The sequence below is a fragment of the Methylobacterium sp. ARG-1 genome (assembly GCF_001262595.1).
GTDB classification, from domain to species: Bacteria; Pseudomonadota; Alphaproteobacteria; order Rhizobiales; family Beijerinckiaceae; genus Methylobacterium; species Methylobacterium brachiatum.
Genome location: NZ_LHCD01000048.1, coordinates 18,286 through 33,588, shown reverse-complemented (window position 1 = coordinate 33,588; position 15,303 = coordinate 18,286). Strand labels below are relative to the sequence as shown.

Annotated in this window: 19 protein-coding genes; 9 read left to right on the top strand and 10 right to left on the bottom strand. The window is 62.7% G+C overall.

Annotated elements, in window-relative coordinates:
- On the bottom strand, nt 1–217 hold a 217-nt coding region (locus AKJ13_RS27770), incomplete at its 3' end, for a transposase (protein ID WP_144426420.1).
- Between the two features lie 117 nt (nt 218–334).
- Between AKJ13_RS27770 and AKJ13_RS27765 the strand changes: the two genes are divergently transcribed.
- Nucleotides 335–1,522, top strand: coding sequence for an IS701 family transposase (locus AKJ13_RS27765; protein ID WP_050736223.1), 1,188 nt, complete (start codon nt 335–337; stop codon nt 1,520–1,522).
- A gap of 599 nt (nt 1,523–2,121) precedes the next feature.
- Here AKJ13_RS27765 and AKJ13_RS31715 read toward each other — a convergent pair.
- From AKJ13_RS31715 to AKJ13_RS31700, 6 genes are all read right to left on the bottom strand, one after another.
- Entirely contained in the window at nt 2,122–2,301 is a 180-nt protein-coding gene (locus AKJ13_RS31715; protein ID WP_144426419.1) for a hypothetical protein, read from the bottom strand.
- A gap of 168 nt (nt 2,302–2,469) precedes the next feature.
- On the bottom strand, nt 2,470–2,838 hold the full coding sequence (locus tag AKJ13_RS27760) for a hypothetical protein (RefSeq protein ID WP_050736222.1): 369 nt from the start codon (nt 2,836–2,838) through the stop codon (nt 2,470–2,472).
- A gap of 294 nt (nt 2,839–3,132) precedes the next feature.
- A complete protein-coding gene (locus tag AKJ13_RS31710) occupies nt 3,133–3,558 on the bottom strand; it encodes a DDE-type integrase/transposase/recombinase (RefSeq protein ID WP_144426418.1) in 426 nt (141 codons plus the stop codon).
- Nucleotides 3,525–3,695: a hypothetical protein gene (locus AKJ13_RS31705; RefSeq protein WP_144426417.1), complete on the bottom strand. Its 171-nt coding sequence runs from the start codon at nt 3,693–3,695 to the stop codon at nt 3,525–3,527. Before AKJ13_RS31705 ends, AKJ13_RS31710 begins: the two co-directional genes overlap by 34 nt.
- 149 nt (nt 3,696–3,844) lie before the next feature.
- The gene (locus tag AKJ13_RS27745; RefSeq protein WP_244471770.1) at nt 3,845–4,204 is read right to left on the bottom strand and encodes a transposase; all 360 of its coding nucleotides are present in this window, start codon (nt 4,202–4,204) and stop codon (nt 3,845–3,847) included.
- A 190-nt stretch (nt 4,205–4,394) separates the two neighbouring features.
- Nucleotides 4,395–4,988, bottom strand: coding sequence for a hypothetical protein (locus AKJ13_RS31700; protein WP_144426416.1), 594 nt, complete (start codon nt 4,986–4,988; stop codon nt 4,395–4,397).
- A 496-nt stretch (nt 4,989–5,484) separates the two neighbouring features.
- Between AKJ13_RS31700 and AKJ13_RS31695 the strand changes: the two genes are divergently transcribed.
- From AKJ13_RS31695 to AKJ13_RS33200, 3 genes are all read left to right on the top strand, one after another.
- Entirely contained in the window at nt 5,485–6,591 is a 1,107-nt protein-coding gene (locus AKJ13_RS31695; protein WP_144426415.1) for a hypothetical protein, read from the top strand.
- Between the two features lie 644 nt (nt 6,592–7,235).
- Nucleotides 7,236–8,321, top strand: a complete 1,086-nt coding sequence (locus tag AKJ13_RS31690; protein WP_144426414.1) for a sulfotransferase family 2 domain-containing protein — start codon at nt 7,236–7,238, stop codon at nt 8,319–8,321.
- Nucleotides 8,322–8,505: 184 nt separating this feature from the next.
- Nucleotides 8,506–8,637: a hypothetical protein gene (locus AKJ13_RS33200; protein WP_280137135.1), complete on the top strand. Its 132-nt coding sequence runs from the start codon at nt 8,506–8,508 to the stop codon at nt 8,635–8,637.
- Nucleotides 8,638–9,291: 654 nt separating this feature from the next.
- Here AKJ13_RS33200 and cysC read toward each other — a convergent pair.
- The 3 genes from cysC to AKJ13_RS27720 all read right to left on the bottom strand — a co-directional run bounded on the left by cysC (nt 9,292) and on the right by AKJ13_RS27720 (nt 10,844).
- Entirely contained in the window at nt 9,292–9,972 is a 681-nt protein-coding gene (gene cysC / locus AKJ13_RS27730) for an adenylyl-sulfate kinase (protein ID WP_050736219.1), read from the bottom strand.
- Nucleotides 9,973–10,163: 191 nt separating this feature from the next.
- Nucleotides 10,164–10,319, bottom strand: coding sequence for a hypothetical protein (locus AKJ13_RS27725; RefSeq protein ID WP_244471769.1), 156 nt, complete (start codon nt 10,317–10,319; stop codon nt 10,164–10,166).
- A 285-nt stretch (nt 10,320–10,604) separates the two neighbouring features.
- Nucleotides 10,605–10,844 carry a hypothetical protein gene (locus AKJ13_RS27720; protein WP_244471768.1) on the bottom strand — a complete coding sequence of 80 codons (240 nt, stop codon included), beginning with the start codon at nt 10,842–10,844 and terminating at the stop codon, nt 10,605–10,607.
- 425 nt (nt 10,845–11,269) lie between these two features.
- Between AKJ13_RS27720 and AKJ13_RS32025 the strand changes: the two genes are divergently transcribed.
- The 5 genes from AKJ13_RS32025 (at nt 11,270) to AKJ13_RS27700 (ending at nt 15,297) form a co-directional block, all read left to right on the top strand.
- Nucleotides 11,270–11,422 (top strand): hypothetical protein, encoded by a 153-nt coding sequence (locus AKJ13_RS32025; RefSeq protein ID WP_160320635.1) that lies wholly within the window; start codon nt 11,270–11,272, stop codon nt 11,420–11,422.
- A gap of 85 nt (nt 11,423–11,507) precedes the next feature.
- Complete coding sequence (locus tag AKJ13_RS27715; protein WP_050736217.1) at nt 11,508–12,191, top strand: helix-turn-helix transcriptional regulator; 684 nt, start codon at nt 11,508–11,510, stop codon at nt 12,189–12,191.
- Between the two features lie 83 nt (nt 12,192–12,274).
- Nucleotides 12,275–12,502: a hypothetical protein gene (locus AKJ13_RS27710; RefSeq protein ID WP_050736216.1), complete on the top strand. Its 228-nt coding sequence runs from the start codon at nt 12,275–12,277 to the stop codon at nt 12,500–12,502.
- Between the two features lie 130 nt (nt 12,503–12,632).
- Nucleotides 12,633–13,976 carry a hypothetical protein gene (locus tag AKJ13_RS27705; RefSeq protein ID WP_050736215.1) on the top strand — a complete coding sequence of 448 codons (1,344 nt, stop codon included), beginning with the start codon at nt 12,633–12,635 and terminating at the stop codon, nt 13,974–13,976.
- 76 nt (nt 13,977–14,052) lie between these two features.
- Nucleotides 14,053–15,297: a discoidin domain-containing protein gene (locus AKJ13_RS27700; RefSeq protein ID WP_050736225.1), complete on the top strand. Its 1,245-nt coding sequence runs from the start codon at nt 14,053–14,055 to the stop codon at nt 15,295–15,297.
- Nucleotides 15,298–15,303: the final 6 nt, after the last annotated feature.

Genomic DNA, 15,303 nt, shown 5'->3' with positions numbered 1-15,303 from the left:
AGTCCCGCAGGCGACGCCAGCACGTCATGCCCGAGCCATACCCCATCTCGGCCGGCAGCATCTCCCAGGGCAACCCGGAACGCAGCACGAACAGGATGCCGGTCAGGGCGGCCCGGTTCTCGATGGGCCGTCGCCCGCCCTTCGGACGCGCCCGAGGAGGCGGAAGCAGTGGGGCGATCTCGTCCCAGAGATCGTCGGGAAGGAGCGCGCGAGCCATGCCACACCAACGCACGCCGACCCTCACGGTGCCGTTTTGTTAGGTGCTCTAATACTACAGTTGCGTATCGAAGCGTGATGTGATCCGCTGTTCGTCTGTGAGAGCGGAGGCTTGGCGATGTCGGTGGCGTCCTGGTCTGGTTCGCTGTTGGCCTGGGAGCGGGAGCTCGCAGCACTGAAGGATCGCGTCGGGCTGTGCGTGCGCCGGCCCGAGTTGCGAACTTCGATTGATCACTATCTCGACGGGCTTCTGTCCGGCGTCGAACGCAAAACAGGCTGGCTTCTGGCCGAGCGCGCGGGTGAGGCGCGGCCGCATCGGTTGCAGGCCGTACTGGGACGGGGGCGGTGGGATTCGGACGCGGCGCGCGATCTCGTGCGCGCCTACGCTGTCGAGGCTCTGGCCGACCCTGACGCGGTGCTGGTGGTCGACGAGACCGGCTTTCTGAAGAAGGGCGCGCACTCCGTCGGCGTGGCGCGGCAGTACTCCGGCACGGCGGGGCGCATCGACAACTGTCAGGTCGGCGTGTTCGTGGCCTATGCCAGCCGCTACGGCCAAGCGCTGATCGACAGGCGGCTATTCCTGCCCGAGGCCTGGGCCGCCGATCAGGCCCGGCGCGCCAAGGCCGGTGTCCCTGAGGCGGTCGAGTTTGCCACCAAGCCGACGATCGCGCGCGCGTTGATCGCCGCCGCGCTCGATGCGGGGCTGCCCTGCGCCTTCGTGCTGGCCGACGCGCTGTACGGGTCGGACAAGCGGCTGCGGATGATGCTGGAGGCACGCGCGCAGCCCTACGTGCTGGCAGTGCGCAGCAACGAGCGCTTGATGACGATGGCGGATGGCTTCGCGACCCACGACGCGTCCAGCATCGCCGACGCGCTGCCCGCCTCCGCCTGGCATCGGTACGCGGCCGGAGAGGGTGCGAAGGGGCCGCGGCTCTACGATTGGGCGCGGGTGCGCCTGCTGCGCCTGCAGACGCCGCCCTGGGACCACTGGCTGTTGATCCGGCGCAGCCTGCGTGATCCGTCTGAACTCGCCTACTACGTCGTGTTCGCGCCCACGGAGACCACGCTGTCGGAACTGGCCGGGGTGGCTGGGCTGCGCTGGACGATCGAGACCTGCTTTGGCACGGCCAAGGGTGAACTCGGCCTCGATCATTGCGAGGCGCGCTCTTGGGACGGGTGGCACCGCCACATGACGCTGTGCATGGCCGCACTCGCCTTCCTCGCGCGGCTGCACGCTGAGTTGGTTCGCGTCGCAGCTGGTAAACCGAACGAAAGGAGTCCGGACGCCGTCGTCGAGGCCGCCTGAAGCGCCGTACGCCCCAGGGGCCGACTGAGCATCTGCTGCCGCTGTCCGTCCCGGAGATCAGGCACCTGCTTGCCCGTCTCGTTCTTGCCTTCGCCCCCGTGCGCGCAGTGCTGCTGGCATGGTCCGCCTGGGGACGACGGCATCAGACTGCCGCACGGGCAGCCCATCTCCGGTCACGTCAAAAAATGCAACTGTAGTACTAAGCTCATGGCGAAACCACCTTGAACCGCCCGGCTCCGGCTGCGGCGGTTTTTCGTGCGGCGGGCTCAGATCATATCCTTGCGTTCCGGTCTCGCAGAGACACCTTGATAACTATTCCAGCTCACTACTGCACCGCAACAGCGGAAGCCGTGATGCCAAGTGAAAAACCCACATGCCCCGCCCTGTGACAGCGTCCTCAACCAATTTGGAGACCACAATCCTCGTAGGACGAGCCGTAGCGCTTGCGACATGGGATGCGCACGCCGCTATGTCCGGCGTCACCGTGGCGGTCGCTTGCCAACCGTAAACGTCTGGGCTGCGCATGGCCGCCTAGGCTCGTCTGAGCGTCCTTCCAAAAGATACCAGCCCGCCCGGTCCTCGAGCACGTGGCTTCTTTGTCAGATCGCTGTCGTCTTCGGCGGCACGAACACCTTGATCTCGGCGCCATCGCCGTGCGCCTTGACGATAGCTTCCGAGCCGCGATCGGTCGGCCAGACCGCGACGATCACTCCATCGACGCTGCCGTCCTCAGACCGAAAGGGTTGACCAACAAAAAGGTGCTGCCGGAAAAGCCTCATGATCCCGCTCCGCGGTGCTGTGTCTCGACGGCTTTCGAATGGCTCGATGACGTCAATGGTTCCGCTGGCGCGCTTGTGGGGCTGATGGCCCGCCACCTGCAACGGCCCGGCACACCTCCCAGGGATTCACTTAGCCCCGCCGGCACCACCGCGCGGGGCTTTTTGGCTTCAGGCCGACGGCGCCGCCAGCAACTTCATCGGTTCGGCGGTGTGATTGGGCCTCGGTGCCGGCGCCGCAGGATCTTTGAGATAGCCCGTCCGCCCCTCTGCGAATCCGCTATTGATGAAATGCACGAGGGGATTGTGACCCGAAGCCGCAACATCCGGATTGGCTGCCAAGTAGCCCGCGGTGCTGAACCCGGCGCTGGGATCGCGTCCCTCCTTCCAGCCTTGATGCAGATAATGGCGCAGAGGATCCTGACCTGCCGCGCGCACATCCGGATACCAGAAGAGATAGTAGATTGAATCGAAGCCAGGGAGCAGGGTCCTGATCAGCGATGGACGTCTGTCGAACGGGTTGGGTAGGCGCAGCTTCATGATGGACCGGACGGTTTGAGACACTCGCTCGATCCACCATTGCGATCCTCATCACAACCCTAGCCCGCTCCCGTGCCGCGGCGGGGCAGGCTCTTTGATGCCGCGCGCCGAGCTCAGAACGTCCGGAGCGCGGCATCTGCACGGCTCGATCAAAGCGCAATCTTGATCGCTAATTTGGAGTAGGCCCCTGATGGTAGGCACGATCAGGCGACGGGTCTGACCATCGGTCGGGCGTGTTGCTCCTCGAACTGCACGAGGCTCAGGTACCGGAGCGCGGAGTTCAGCCGCTTGGCGTTATAGACCTCGTCGATGAAGCGCGGTAGCTCGGTTGCTACATCGGCGAAGGTCTCGAACGCCATCGGGTCCCCCCCCCCCCTCAACCTTGAGCGTCTTCATGAAGCTCTCGGCCTTGGCGTTGCCGTAGGGATTGCCGCGCCGGCCCACCGAACCGACGATCCCGTGCTCGACCAACACCTTCCGATAGGCCGTGGCAGCGTATTGACTGCCGCGGTCCGTGTGGTGGGTCAGTCCCGGTGCCGGCCGACGCCGCTCGATCGCCGCGCGCAGAGCCGCGAGGGTCAGGCGGGCGTCGATCGACCGGCCGAGCGCGTAGCCAACCACGCGGCGCGACCAGGAATCCAGAATGATCGCGACGTAGACGAAGCTGCCCATCACCGCGACGTAGATCAGATCCGCGACGAGAGAGCTGGTCGGGCCCATTCGGCACGATGTCCCGGGGCCAGGTTCGGGAAGATCGGGCTCTCGTGGTCGCTGTCGGTGGCCGTGACGTAGCGGCGGCGAACACGCTGCTGCAGGTCATGCGCGCGCATGAGGCAGCGGACCTTCTTGTGATTCACCCGCCATCCCTGTTGGCATAGGGCCGCTTGGACGCGACGCTAGCCGTAGGCTTCGAACGCGTCGCAGATCGCCGCCATGGCCTCAACGAGGGCGGTGTCGTCGGCAGCCCGCGTCGGAGCGTCGTAATAGGTGGAGCGCGCCAGACGCATCAGCCGGCATCCCGCAGCGACGGAGAGGCTGCCGGGCCGGTGATCACGGACGTAGGCCCGCTTCTCGGTGGCGGTCCCTGGCGCAGAGCCCCTTTCAAAAACTCAAGCTCAAGCGCCTGCCGGCCTACGAGTCGTTCGAGCGCGGCGATGCGCGCCTCGTAGGCTTGGATCGTGTCGGCGGCGGCCGCGTCGTCGTCGAACGCGCCGGTCTCGTACTTCTGCACCCAGACCCACACGAGGTTGCGCGAGAGATCGTGGCGCTTGGCCAGGCCGTGCAGCGTCTCGCCGGACAGGTACTCCTGCGCGACCTGGCGCTTGAACGCGACGCTGTGGGAACAGTGTCGTGCCATGGTCTTCATCCTTCGAAGACCCGGCCATCCGGTCAATCAGCCCCGCCCAATCCGTCCACCATCAGGGGCCCAGTCCAAATCGACGCTCTCCTTTGAGCGGAATCAGCCGTCTGCATAAAGCCGGGCCGTCAGCTCACATACTGCGACGCGCGCTTAGGTGGCTTGTAAGCGTTGTATGCAAGACTAAGCCATTCGAAATTCAAGGGGCAGCTTCATCGGCAACTCTACGGATCTTTAAAGGATCCTTGGCCGAATTGACGCTCGATTCAACGTTATATACGAACGCATGGTGACCGTTACCAATGCCGGCGACCTCCAGATCTTTTCTATATGATTCCGCTACAACGGTTCCTATTATTTCGTCGCCGCGCATGACCTCAAAATGAACGGACCTATCGGGGAATAAAATATCCTGCGCCCATCCCGCAACGATCTCGTTGTTGCAAATCTCTATAAAGCCACGCAAACCGCAGCATAATACAGACAGATCTTTGGGTACAGACGATGTTTCTTGACAAATATTTCCGGCCGAATTCGATGCTGCTTCCGAAATTGACGTCTCAGAAAGATCAATCTGCCAGCTAATGACTTCCTTGAGCAGCGGCGGCCAAACAATTTCATTCTCGTGAAGAACGATTGCAACACGCATCAAAGTTGATATACGATCTTTGGATACGTGCCTGTTCAAAATCCTATCAAACATAACTGCATTTGCAAGTTTATCAGACAGCCTGATTATTTCTGCCATCTTAAACTCAGTTGGGGTAGATTCAGACATCGCCACTTCGACCAAGCGCCTCTCGTCGTACCAAGCCGCAACCGTCGTGGCGAAACGCGCAATTAAATGACTGCCGTACCTTACGGCATCGCGAGCGCCTTTTGAAACGAAACTGAGGTTGGGGGAAGTTGGTTAATGATTTGTTACCGGACGATGGAGTCGCGCCCACTCGATGAGCTGCTCAGCTGTCTGTTACCAGTTTTTGTGAAGCGTTGAGTTTATCGCCGCCCCGCGTCGTTGTTCGGCGAATGTCTTACCACGTTGGTTCCATCTCGGGACTTGTACGCGCCTGAGCCCAGCACGGGTCAGTAATTGGCCGGCAGCCATTCTGCCTTCCAGCCACGTTGCGTATCGGCTCACCTCGAGGTGGCCGGCTCAGCGCCGCGGCGGGCTTTTCCTCGCTGACTTCGCCCGGCGCGCCTTCGCTTTACCCGCCCCAGAACCGCTCGCTCACTCGCTTAGCAAGTGTGCTATGACGGCTGGCCTCCCATCATTCTTGCTAGGAATTATGATGCGCCGTCATTGGAAGAATATTAGAGGCGCATCAGCCGCTTTAGCATTGGTATGCGCGCCAACGTTTACTGGTGCCCAGTCGGCGTTGCCTCGGGCGCAACCTCCGACCGCCAATGATAATTTTTTAGAAGGCGCGCAAAACACCTATGTGCCCCTCATATCGCCAACTTTCCGCGGAACTACTAGCGCGCAAGCCCTCTCGGTCAATGGTCCGGTGGTTTTTGGCGGCCCGGCTGGAGCCGCGCCGACGATGACTGGGCTTGGATATCAATTTCATGCCCGCCGCTACGCCACCGGTACGGTAAGTACCGGTGTTAATCTCAGTCTGCTCAACGTTGAGGGCGACAACGCTGTCGTCACTGGGGCGCATTTTCTCAACGTGCTGGCCGTACAAAATGCGGCCTTCGGCGGCCCCGACGTGCAGGGCGGCCGGCAAGCAGTTCAGGCTAGCGTCAATCAGACCGCCGTCACAAGTGCTCGAAATGTCAACCGTAACTACGTGGGCATCTATGCCGGCGCATACTCCTCCTCTGGGGATGGCGGAAGTGATCTTGAAGCAGGGGCCAAGGGCGCCTACTTCGGGATCAATCCGGTTTGCATCCTCAATGCTGGGGCGATTAACACACTCAACTGTTCGGCCGCGGAAGTGAATGTCGCGGTCAAGTCGGGCGCCAGCACGAACTACAAATCCGGCGTCCAGATCGTGCAGCTGCCCTTCGACAAGGTGCAAGGCAAGCGCACAGACGCGGCCCTCTCGATCTCAAACCAGCCTGGCGCAGTCGGCTGGAATGATGGCATCCTCTTTGGATCGCAGAATGGGAAATATCCGATAGTTCCGAATGGTTACCTTCTGCGATCATCTGGTCCTGGCGTCGCCAACGTCACCATCACCGCGCTCGGCGTGATTCAGACCAGCAATCTTGCGGGCACGGGCAACCGCCCGATCTTCGCGGGCCCAACCGGAACCCTCGTCCTCACACCGCCCGCGGTGCCGGCTTCGTCAACGACGGACTGCACAGTCGGGCAACAAGCTTCTGACGCGAACTACGCCTACTTCTGCGTTGCTACGAACAGGTGGAAGCGCGCGGCCCTGTCGACCTTCTGACGCCGAACCCTCTCCCCTCAACCCCGCCGTTCCAACCTGCTTGCCGAAAGCGTGACACGTAGCCATTACCGCCAGTAGCCCCGACGCATTTTTCGACTGCGAGGACTCCGCTTAGACCATGTCGTGGTGGGTTACAGAGCATCGGTCAGGGCTATACCTTGGCAGATTCGGCGAGGATGTGGTCGATCATGGCGGGGCTCGACTTCCTCAACTCGCGGATGACCGCTCGGACGATTTCCTCTACCTGAGAGGATGCGGGCGATCCCGAAGTTGATGCTGGATCTCGTCGGAAGTGATCTCGCACAGGCGCTGAAGCCCATCTTCGCCGAAAGCCCAAACGCCCGGACTAATAATCTCTTCCAAAGGCACTGTTTCCCGGCCGGAGATCCTCGAAGCACGGCGGAACGCGGGCCGATGCCCCCTGCTGAGGTCCCGCATGGTCTCGCGTAGAGAGCCTGTTGCCGCTGGGCAACGGCGGACGGCGCTGTGAGCGAGCGCCGAGGTTGCACCTTTACGATAATAATGCGCTGGGCTTAGCTGTGAGAGAAAGTCATTCTTACGCTAAGCGACGCGAGCAGATGGAATTCGTCGTCATTTAGCTGAAGGCAGAACCTTATATCCCTCCCAATGGAGCGCCGGTGTTCATGAATGTCGAGGGTGTTTTGAGTAGTCATGTGCGACCCGCATTCCTCCAGGGTGTCGACTTCTTCATTACTTTCGATGCTCCAGCAAATCCAATCAAAGAGCATATCCAAGAATTTTCCGGGTGGTATGCGGCTACGAAAGACATTTATCCAGATATTTACGCAAATGGTCATAAAATTGAAAATGTATCTTATTACGAAAGAGGCGATGTTAGTGAATATGCTCAAGGATCGTTCAACAAAGCATTAACGTTCCATCTAGACGTGGCACGTTACATGACGCCCGAGCAAGGGGCTCTAAAACTTGACGTTATTTGGGATGGGCAGCTAATTGAGCGGAAACTTTACAGGGTCAGCTCTGACGTCTTAGCGATGGAGGACAAGCACCTCGTCGCATTTATGCATATGCCAAAAGCGGGCGGCACAAGTCTTCGTCGCGGCCTTGAGCAGCAATCCGCTGCTTATAAGATGCTTTCCGTGTACGACGAGGGCGGTTTTATTCGGATCTCCGATTTGCAGTTTCTGTCGAAATCCGCGCTCCAGCAATACGATGCGGTTTTCGGGCATTTTAAATATGGAATTCACAAAAATTTTGAGCGCAAGACTCGATACATTTCCATGATCAGAAACCCATACGACCTTGTGCTTTCATACTATTTCTTCGCTAAAACCGTACAAAAAGTCCCTGATATATTGGCGTGCTCTGACATCTACGAGGCGGTGCATGGAGGCCTCGGCCCATTTTTCGATAACGTAACTACTCGCACCTTTGCTGGCATAGAAGATGATGTGGCAGTAGACGGCTCGGTTTATAAATCGGCAATGTCCAATATTGATAATGACTTCGAATTCATTGGGGTATCGGAAAATTCAAAAGCTAGTTTTTCCAAAATCGGCTCCTATTTAGGCCTCGAAATAAATCACGTTATTGAGAATGTTACGCCTCTGTCCAGGGAGTTCGAACTTCTTGATGTTGGGAGATTTCGAGCGTTCGTGCGGCCATACATTAAATATGACTTGGCACTGTATGAATACGTCTTGGATAAATTCTGGGGGGCGGGTAACTGCACCGAAGGAGCAGCATGAGTTAGAACGTGGCGTCGAGCAAGCGAGCGAGTGGGCTTTCCGTTTCAGCATTCATTCGCTCGCGCCGCGGGTGCCATATTCGACCTCCCGCCCACCGTGGCTTCTTTGCGCGAACAGATTGAGCGCCGGTCCAAGCTCGCTCGTCTCGCGTGCCGAATGCCTTACACCAACCAAATGGGCGGCGATGCGGACGAACGCGCTGTCGTTCACCGACCAGTTCGGTGCCGAGGCGCATCGGTTCGGCTGGACGGCGGAGCAGCTGCCCGGCGTGCACCCTGAGACCGGGACGCTGCGGGTCGATCAGTGCGGTGCCTGATTGTCTCCGGAAGCTCGGCGCGCGGCGTCGAGACGAACCGCGCGTTGTTCGACGCAGCTGACAGTGGTGGAATCGGACCCCGGCTTTCCCGTCCGAAGCGCGGGCCTCAGCCGCTGCACTGGCCTTCGCGAAGCTCGTTACACGGGCCGGTCGATCGCCGTCAGGCGGGCTGGCCGGCGGCATGCTCGAACTGCACCTCGCAACGATCTACCCGCTGTCGATGGCAATCGTTGCGTTTGAGGCCACCTGCCTGGAATGACCGACGAACGATGTCACGCTTCGAGACCGGGCTCGGATCGTGCGGAAGCGAGAGATCCCGCCGAGGAGCGAAAGAGTGTCCAGTTCCGGTTGGCTTGTTGGTGAAAAGGCCCTGGCCACGCATCAATGACGCGTTGGCGTATCCCCGTTAGGGATGAACACCTGCAGAACTTGGCGAGTAGAGCGTAGCTGAACTAGGGCTTCTGAGCCGTTCTCGACGGGCCACAGCTTGATGATAACGCCACCGATCTTGCCGTCATCAGAGCTATAATACTGCCCGACTCCCAGGTTTTTTCGCAACAGCTTCACAATCGCCCTCCGGCTTCGCGATTGCTCGCGCCATGCCGATAATCAATAAATGTGTCGGAGCGTGTCCGCTACGCTAAGTTCTCAGGCTTACGCGACTTCAAGCGCCATTTTCCGATCAATATTCCGTGATCCATCATCCGCGACATCAGCCCCTTGAGCAGATGAGAGCCTCGCCAACTTAGAGATGAGTGACGCGGCAGATTTTTGGATCGTGCACCCCTCTGTCTGAACTACCACATCGGGTGTCTCCGGAGGCTCATAAGGAGCGGAGATGCCGGTAAAACTGGAGATTTCACCGGCTCGGGCCCGGTGATAGAGCCCCTTCGGATCGCGTGCTTCACAAACCTGCAGCGGCGTATCGATAAAAATCTCAAGGAAAGGCACGTCGCCAGCGATGCGGCGCGCCATTGCCCTTTCTTGACGGAAGGGCGAGATGAGCGAAACGATCACGATCAGCCCGGCCTCTGCCATAAGGCGCGCAGTCTCGGCGGCGCGGCGGATGTTCTCGACGCGATCCTCGTCGCTGAAACCCAGATCGTTGCTTAAGCCATGTCGCAGGTTATCACCGTCGAGCACCATGGTGTGACGCCCGACCTGCATCAGCGCATGGTCCACCGCATTGGCGACGCTCGACTTACCCGCACCGGACAGGCCGGTGAACCAAGCGATCACCGGACGTTGTCTCAGCGCGTGCCACCGTTTCTCGCGAGGCTGCAACGCGTGCCAGGTCAAGTTGCGGGGGGCCGCGTCACCGAAACGCTGGTTCATGAAGCTACCGATCGTACAACTTAAGGGTAGCTTACACGGTTGTGTGATAACGAATGCGGTAAAAAGGGCACGGTGCCGTGCACTAATTTCGCCAGTTTGAGGGCGCGGCAGACGATTTGGCTCCCGACCGTATCTGGTATCGCGTCGCGCTGACCGCCTCCATGATCGGAGTGCCTTCGTCGTCAATGGCGCTATGTCGACGAGATGATCATGCGCTGGCGGGCGGCATCGAGCCGCTCGTCGTCGGACTGGTCCGGCATCTCGGCCGCGATCTCCTCAATGATCTGGCGTGCGGCGGCCTCGTCCAGGCCGAGCCCGCACGCGAATCCGTCCAGTCGCCGCATCATGTGCTGGATCGCGGCTGCGCGGTTTGCATTGTCAGACATGGGCAGGGGGCTGGCCTACGGTGCTTACTTCAACGCCGAGAGCAAACAGGATTGGTGGCGCGTGTTGATCGCCACCGAGCCCCCGCTCCAGTTCGCTAATCGAGCCCTGCGGGATGCCGAGCTGCCTATCGTCTTGCGACAGCGCTGATTCGCGACGTCTGTTGCGTATGAGCAGGCCGATAGGCAACGGCGGAATGCCGGATCGGGCGGCTGCAGTCACCGCCTATCCCTTCACCGGATGCGCCATCAGGATCGCGGTGCGCGCGGCATGTTACTTCTGCTGCGGGGTCGCTGGACGTCGGCAATAATCAGGGTGGCGAAGGTGCTGGCCTGAATGGCGGCCTTGAGGTCGGGGACGTATCCCTCGGCCAGAGCATAGGGGCCATGTGATACGTTCGAGAGCACCGCGTCGACCGCGGCATTCACCTCCTCATCGCTGACGTCCTTCGATTTGAAGAGGTCGGAGACGGTGGGATTGGAAGCCATGGCGAACCCCTACGGCGAGAGGGGAGGGGCGTCGAATCGGTGGGACCTCAGGGGCAAAAAACCCGATGATTCCGTGCGGGGTTTGCGAGTCCCGCCTTGGCCTAAGTCATTGATGTATCAGGCCCGGCGCGGTCCCCTTGGGACCGCCGAAGCGCCGTAGCAATCGGCCGAGGCCGTGCTCGCCGGTCATCTGCGGGCTCTCGCCGCACCACAGCCCTTCGATATCACCTCCTCCGACGGCCAAGTGGTCAAGCCGTAGTTCAACGGCTGCACGATCATCGCCCCCGACGCCCCCGATTTGTCCGAGCGGGACTACCCCCTGGTCATCGGCCGGATCGACATCGTCGCCGGCAAGCTGATGGCGATCACGGTCTATCGCCACGACCGGCACGTGATCAGCGGCACAGTGGTCCCGGCGGCCGGCGATGCGTCGGCCGGCGGAGGAGCGCCGGGACGGGACGTTCATCGCGCGCTGGAGCGCCGGCGACCTCATTCTCTGGGCAGTGAAGGACCTCAACGCCCGGGACCTGCGCGGCTTCGTCGAGCTGTACCGCGCCCGGACCATCCAGACGAAGTGACGAATTCCGCCGGCGCCCGGGAATGACTTCGTAGGGAAGCGGGTTCTTCATCCTGTCAGCCGTATCGATCCGACGGGGGTCGCGCATGATTGCCTGGACCGACCGAGACCTGAACCCGGCCTGCGGGTCCGGCGACCCGCGATTCGCCGGCGAGGCGGTCCCGGTGGAGGCCGCGCTCTGCTGGCTGATCGAACATTTCGAGCAGGGCGTGGCGGTGACCGACCGATCCGGCCACCCTTCCTTCCTGAACGGCGCCGCGCAGGCGCTGATCCGCCGGGGCCTTCTGCGCCTCCGGAACGGATGCCTGTGCAGCGCCACGCCCCAGCACGGTGCGGCGCTCGGCCGGCTCATCGCCCGCTGCGCGGTCGGCGCCGGCGGCTCGATCCGCCTCGTTGGCGAGACCGGCACGCTCCTGATCGCCGCCTGCGCGATCCCCGGAAACGCCGTGCTCCTGCGCATCATGGACCCCGATGCCGCGCCGCTGCCGGATCTGGGCGCGCTGCAGGACCAGTTCGGCTTTACCCCCGCCGAGGCGGCCCTGGCCACCGATATCCTGGCCGGGAACGACCTCGCGGCGAGCGCGGCCCGGCGCCGGATCACCCTGCATACGGCGCGCGCGCATCTGCGCCGCCTGTTCGAGAAGACCGGGACCCGCCGACAGGCCGAGCTGATGCGACTCCTGCTGCTCTGCCCCCAGCCCGTCCCGACAGCCGGTAACGCCCATGCCGGAGAGGTCAAATTCAGATCCTCGCATCGCTCAAACGGGTGATGCGGCGCTTTTCAGATAGATCCACGCTCTCATCTGTCGATACGCGGTATTCAATTCATATTCGTTCAGACGGAGAGCGGGAAATGATCTTGGATATCCTGAAATCCATCCAGACCCGTCGCGCGGCGGCGCGCAACTACCGCGTCCTTTCCGCCCTGGACGACGCCGTGCGGTGTGATGTCGGCCTGGACCGACGCACGCTGCGCGCCTTCTGCGACAACGGCTGCCGCCATCACGCCGCCACCGGAAGCAGGCCCGGCACGGGCCTGGCGATCCTGATGCCCGGCAACCTCGCGCCGGCCCTGCGCTGAAGGCGGGGCCGACGCGCGCGCTTGCCGAAGGCGCTCCTGTCCGTTTACTGGCGGGGATGACCGCCACCGGCAGGCTGGACCGGCTCCGGGCCTCGAAAGGTCTTCCGGCGGTCGGAAGGATCCAGGGGCGATGCGTGCGGCACTCGGCGGGACGGACGACCTGATCGACCTGGCGGCGGGCCAGCCGTGGCATCGCCTGGATGCTGAGGCGCGACGCCCCGACCCTACCGGGATCGTCCGGCTGCAGGTCGATCTCGGCCTGCGCTTCCCGATCCATGCCGTCGCGGGCGCCGGCGAGGCCCCGAGCCTCGCGGTCTCGGATGACGGCCAGGTCTGGTCGGAGCTTCCCGTTCGGGCGAGCCCGGACGGGGAGGGGGCAGCGCTTGTCGAGCCCTGGGCGTGCGCGTGGGCCCGCTATGTCCGCGTGAGCCGTCCCGTCGGGCGCGACATCCCGACCGTGCAGATCTGGTGCGATCGCGCGTCGTTCGACCTGATCACCCTGCGGCACGTCCTGGGCGCGTCCTTTGACATGGCCGGCGAGCGGCCGGGGACCAACCCCTACGTCACCTACAGCTTGGTCAGCGCCGACCGGCCCCGGTCGCGCGCGCTCGTCGGGCTCGCGCTCTACGAATGCGGTGCCTTCGGCAATTGCCTGATCCAGTGCCTGCTGGCGATCGGCATCGCCCGCAACCTCAACCTCAAGACGGTCAAGCTGCCCGCCGCCGACCGAAGCGAGGTGATCGCCCTGTCCGGGCCCGTGACGCTCGGCGGCATCACCTTCATCCCGGGCTCCGAGCCGCTGCCGCCGGACGGGTCCTACCTGTCGGGCATGTATTTCGACCTCGGGATCCAGCGGCTCGCCGGCACGCTGGGCCCGGAGGAGACAAGGGAGATCGTGCGGACCACGATCCGGCCGCTGTTCAGCCGGCTGCCTGCGCAGATCCCGGACAAGCCCGATGACGAACTCCTCATCCACATCCGCTCCGGCGACATCTTCGGCACCTGGGTCGCGCCGCAATACCCGCAACCGCCGTTGGCTTTCTACCGGATGGTCATCGACCGTCTGCTGGCGGAGGGTCGGATCGCGGCGATCAAGCTGGTGTTCGAGAACCGGCTCAACCCGGTGATCCCGGCGCTGGAAGCCTGCATCGCGGCGCGCGGCGTGCCGTTCTCCATCCAGAGCGGCGCGCTGACGGACGACGTCGCGGCGCTGATGAACGGGCGCTACCTTGTGTTCGGGCTGGGCACCTTCGGCCCGGGGGTCTGCCAGCTCTCGGACCGGATCGAGCAGGTGTTCTACTTCGCCTCCGGCTGGCCACAGCACTTCAAGAGCATCCCGACCATCGGCAAAGTGATCGAGGTGCTGGACGTGGCCGGCGGCTACACGAAGGTCGGCGAGTGGGACAACTCGCCCGAGCGGCGGGCGCTGATGCTCGACTACCCGATCGAGAACCTAGCCTTCGACGACGCCTGACCGCATGCTATCGGCGCGCCTTGCCGAAGGCCGGAAAGTCGGTGACAAGCGCCGCGAGCCATCCCGGAGGATCGATTTGGCCAGCGCCGTCCAGCCCTCGGAAGCCTTGCGGGTCAACGCCTTCGGGATGCACCGGGCCGAGATCCTGATGCAGCAGCGGCGCCACCTGCGCGACCGCCGCAAGACGCTCGTCAGCTTCGCCGCGAAATACCACTACGTGGTGAGCCAGCGCCGCCTCGTCGCCGCGGCCGCCGCCACCGGGGATTTCGATACGATCGAGAGCTGGTCGCCCGACCGGCTGAGCGGGACGCCGTTCTACGAGGCGCACAGGGCGATCCTCGACCGGTCGCGGGGCGCCGGGAACTGGGCCTGGAAGCCCTACATCATCGCCGAGGCGCTGGCGCAGAGCCGCGACGGCGACTTCATCGTGTTCACCGACACCGGCATGCAGGCGATCGACGACGATCCGCTGCCACCGGTCGCCCCGCTCCTGACCTGGCTCGCCGGGTCCGGGCGCCGGGTCGCGGTGGGCGTGCTGCACGGGAAGCCGCAGCGGGTCTGGACCAAGCGCGACTGCTTCGTGCTCATGGAGTGCGACGCGGAGCGCTACTGGAACGCCGACCAGATCCAGGCCACCTGGATCGCCTTCATGGTCAGCTCCGAGACCCGCCATCTGGTCGCCGAGTGGCTGCGCTATGCCGGCGACGAACGGGTGGTCACCGACATCCCCAACCAGATGGGTCTGCCCGATTTCGACGGCTTCATCGACCACCGCTTCGACCAGAGCATCCTGTCGAACCTGATCTACAAGCTCAACGTGGAGATCCCGCCCCTGCGGGAGGCCTCGAAGAAGATCAAGACGCTGATCGGCGAGCTGGAGATGGACACCCTGGTCTCGGTCCGGCCGTCCGAGAACATCGCGCTGGACAAGGCCTGGCGCGCCAGCTCGGCCTCGCCCTGGTCTGGGACCACGGGCGTCTACGGCGAGCGGACCACCGGCGACCCATCGTTCTTCTTCCACACGGCGCTGGAGCCGAATCCCTGGTTCGTGCTCGATCTCGGCGCGGTCGAGCGGGTCTCGGAGATCCGGCTCTACAACCGCTGGGGGCAGCTCAGCGAGCGCGCCCAGATGATGCGGGTCTGGCTCGGCGAGACCGAAACCGATTACCGCCTCGTCTTCGACGCGGTGGATGCCGACTGGCATCCCGGCATCCCGCTCCATCTCCGCTTCGACAATGCCCGGTTCCGGTACCTCAAGGTCGATCTCGACGAGGAGCAGGTCCTGCACCTCGACGGGATCGAGATCTTCGCGGCCCGCTGAACCGGC

Bases quoted from the DNA above. Each gene is read 5' to 3' on its own strand.
- AKJ13_RS27765 (WP_050736223.1), top strand. From the start codon at position 335: ATGTCGGTGGCGTCCTGGTCTGGTTCGCTGTTGGCCTGGGAGCGGGAG.
- AKJ13_RS31715 (WP_144426419.1), bottom strand. From the start codon at position 2,301: ATGAGGCTTTTCCGGCAGCACCTTTTTGTTGGTCAACCCTTTCGGTCT.
- AKJ13_RS27760 (WP_050736222.1), bottom strand. From the start codon at position 2,838: ATGAAGCTGCGCCTACCCAACCCGTTCGACAGACGTCCATCGCTGATC.
- AKJ13_RS31710 (WP_144426418.1), bottom strand. From the start codon at position 3,558: ATGGGCCCGACCAGCTCTCTCGTCGCGGATCTGATCTACGTCGCGGTG.
- AKJ13_RS27745 (WP_244471770.1), bottom strand. From the start codon at position 4,204: ATGAAGACCATGGCACGACACTGTTCCCACAGCGTCGCGTTCAAGCGC.
- AKJ13_RS31695 (WP_144426415.1), top strand. From the start codon at position 5,485: ATGCGCCGTCATTGGAAGAATATTAGAGGCGCATCAGCCGCTTTAGCA.
- AKJ13_RS31690 (WP_144426414.1), top strand. From the start codon at position 7,236: ATGAATGTCGAGGGTGTTTTGAGTAGTCATGTGCGACCCGCATTCCTC.
- AKJ13_RS33200 (WP_280137135.1), top strand. From the start codon at position 8,506: ATGCGGACGAACGCGCTGTCGTTCACCGACCAGTTCGGTGCCGAGGCG.
- cysC (WP_050736219.1), bottom strand. From the start codon at position 9,972: ATGAACCAGCGTTTCGGTGACGCGGCCCCCCGCAACTTGACCTGGCAC.
- AKJ13_RS27725 (WP_244471769.1), bottom strand. From the start codon at position 10,319: ATGATGCGGCGACTGGACGGATTCGCGTGCGGGCTCGGCCTGGACGAG.
- AKJ13_RS27720 (WP_244471768.1), bottom strand. From the start codon at position 10,844: ATGGCTTCCAATCCCACCGTCTCCGACCTCTTCAAATCGAAGGACGTC.
- AKJ13_RS32025 (WP_160320635.1), top strand. From the start codon at position 11,270: ATGCGTCGGCCGGCGGAGGAGCGCCGGGACGGGACGTTCATCGCGCGC.
- AKJ13_RS27715 (WP_050736217.1), top strand. From the start codon at position 11,508: ATGATTGCCTGGACCGACCGAGACCTGAACCCGGCCTGCGGGTCCGGC.
- AKJ13_RS27710 (WP_050736216.1), top strand. From the start codon at position 12,275: ATGATCTTGGATATCCTGAAATCCATCCAGACCCGTCGCGCGGCGGCG.
- AKJ13_RS27705 (WP_050736215.1), top strand. From the start codon at position 12,633: ATGCGTGCGGCACTCGGCGGGACGGACGACCTGATCGACCTGGCGGCG.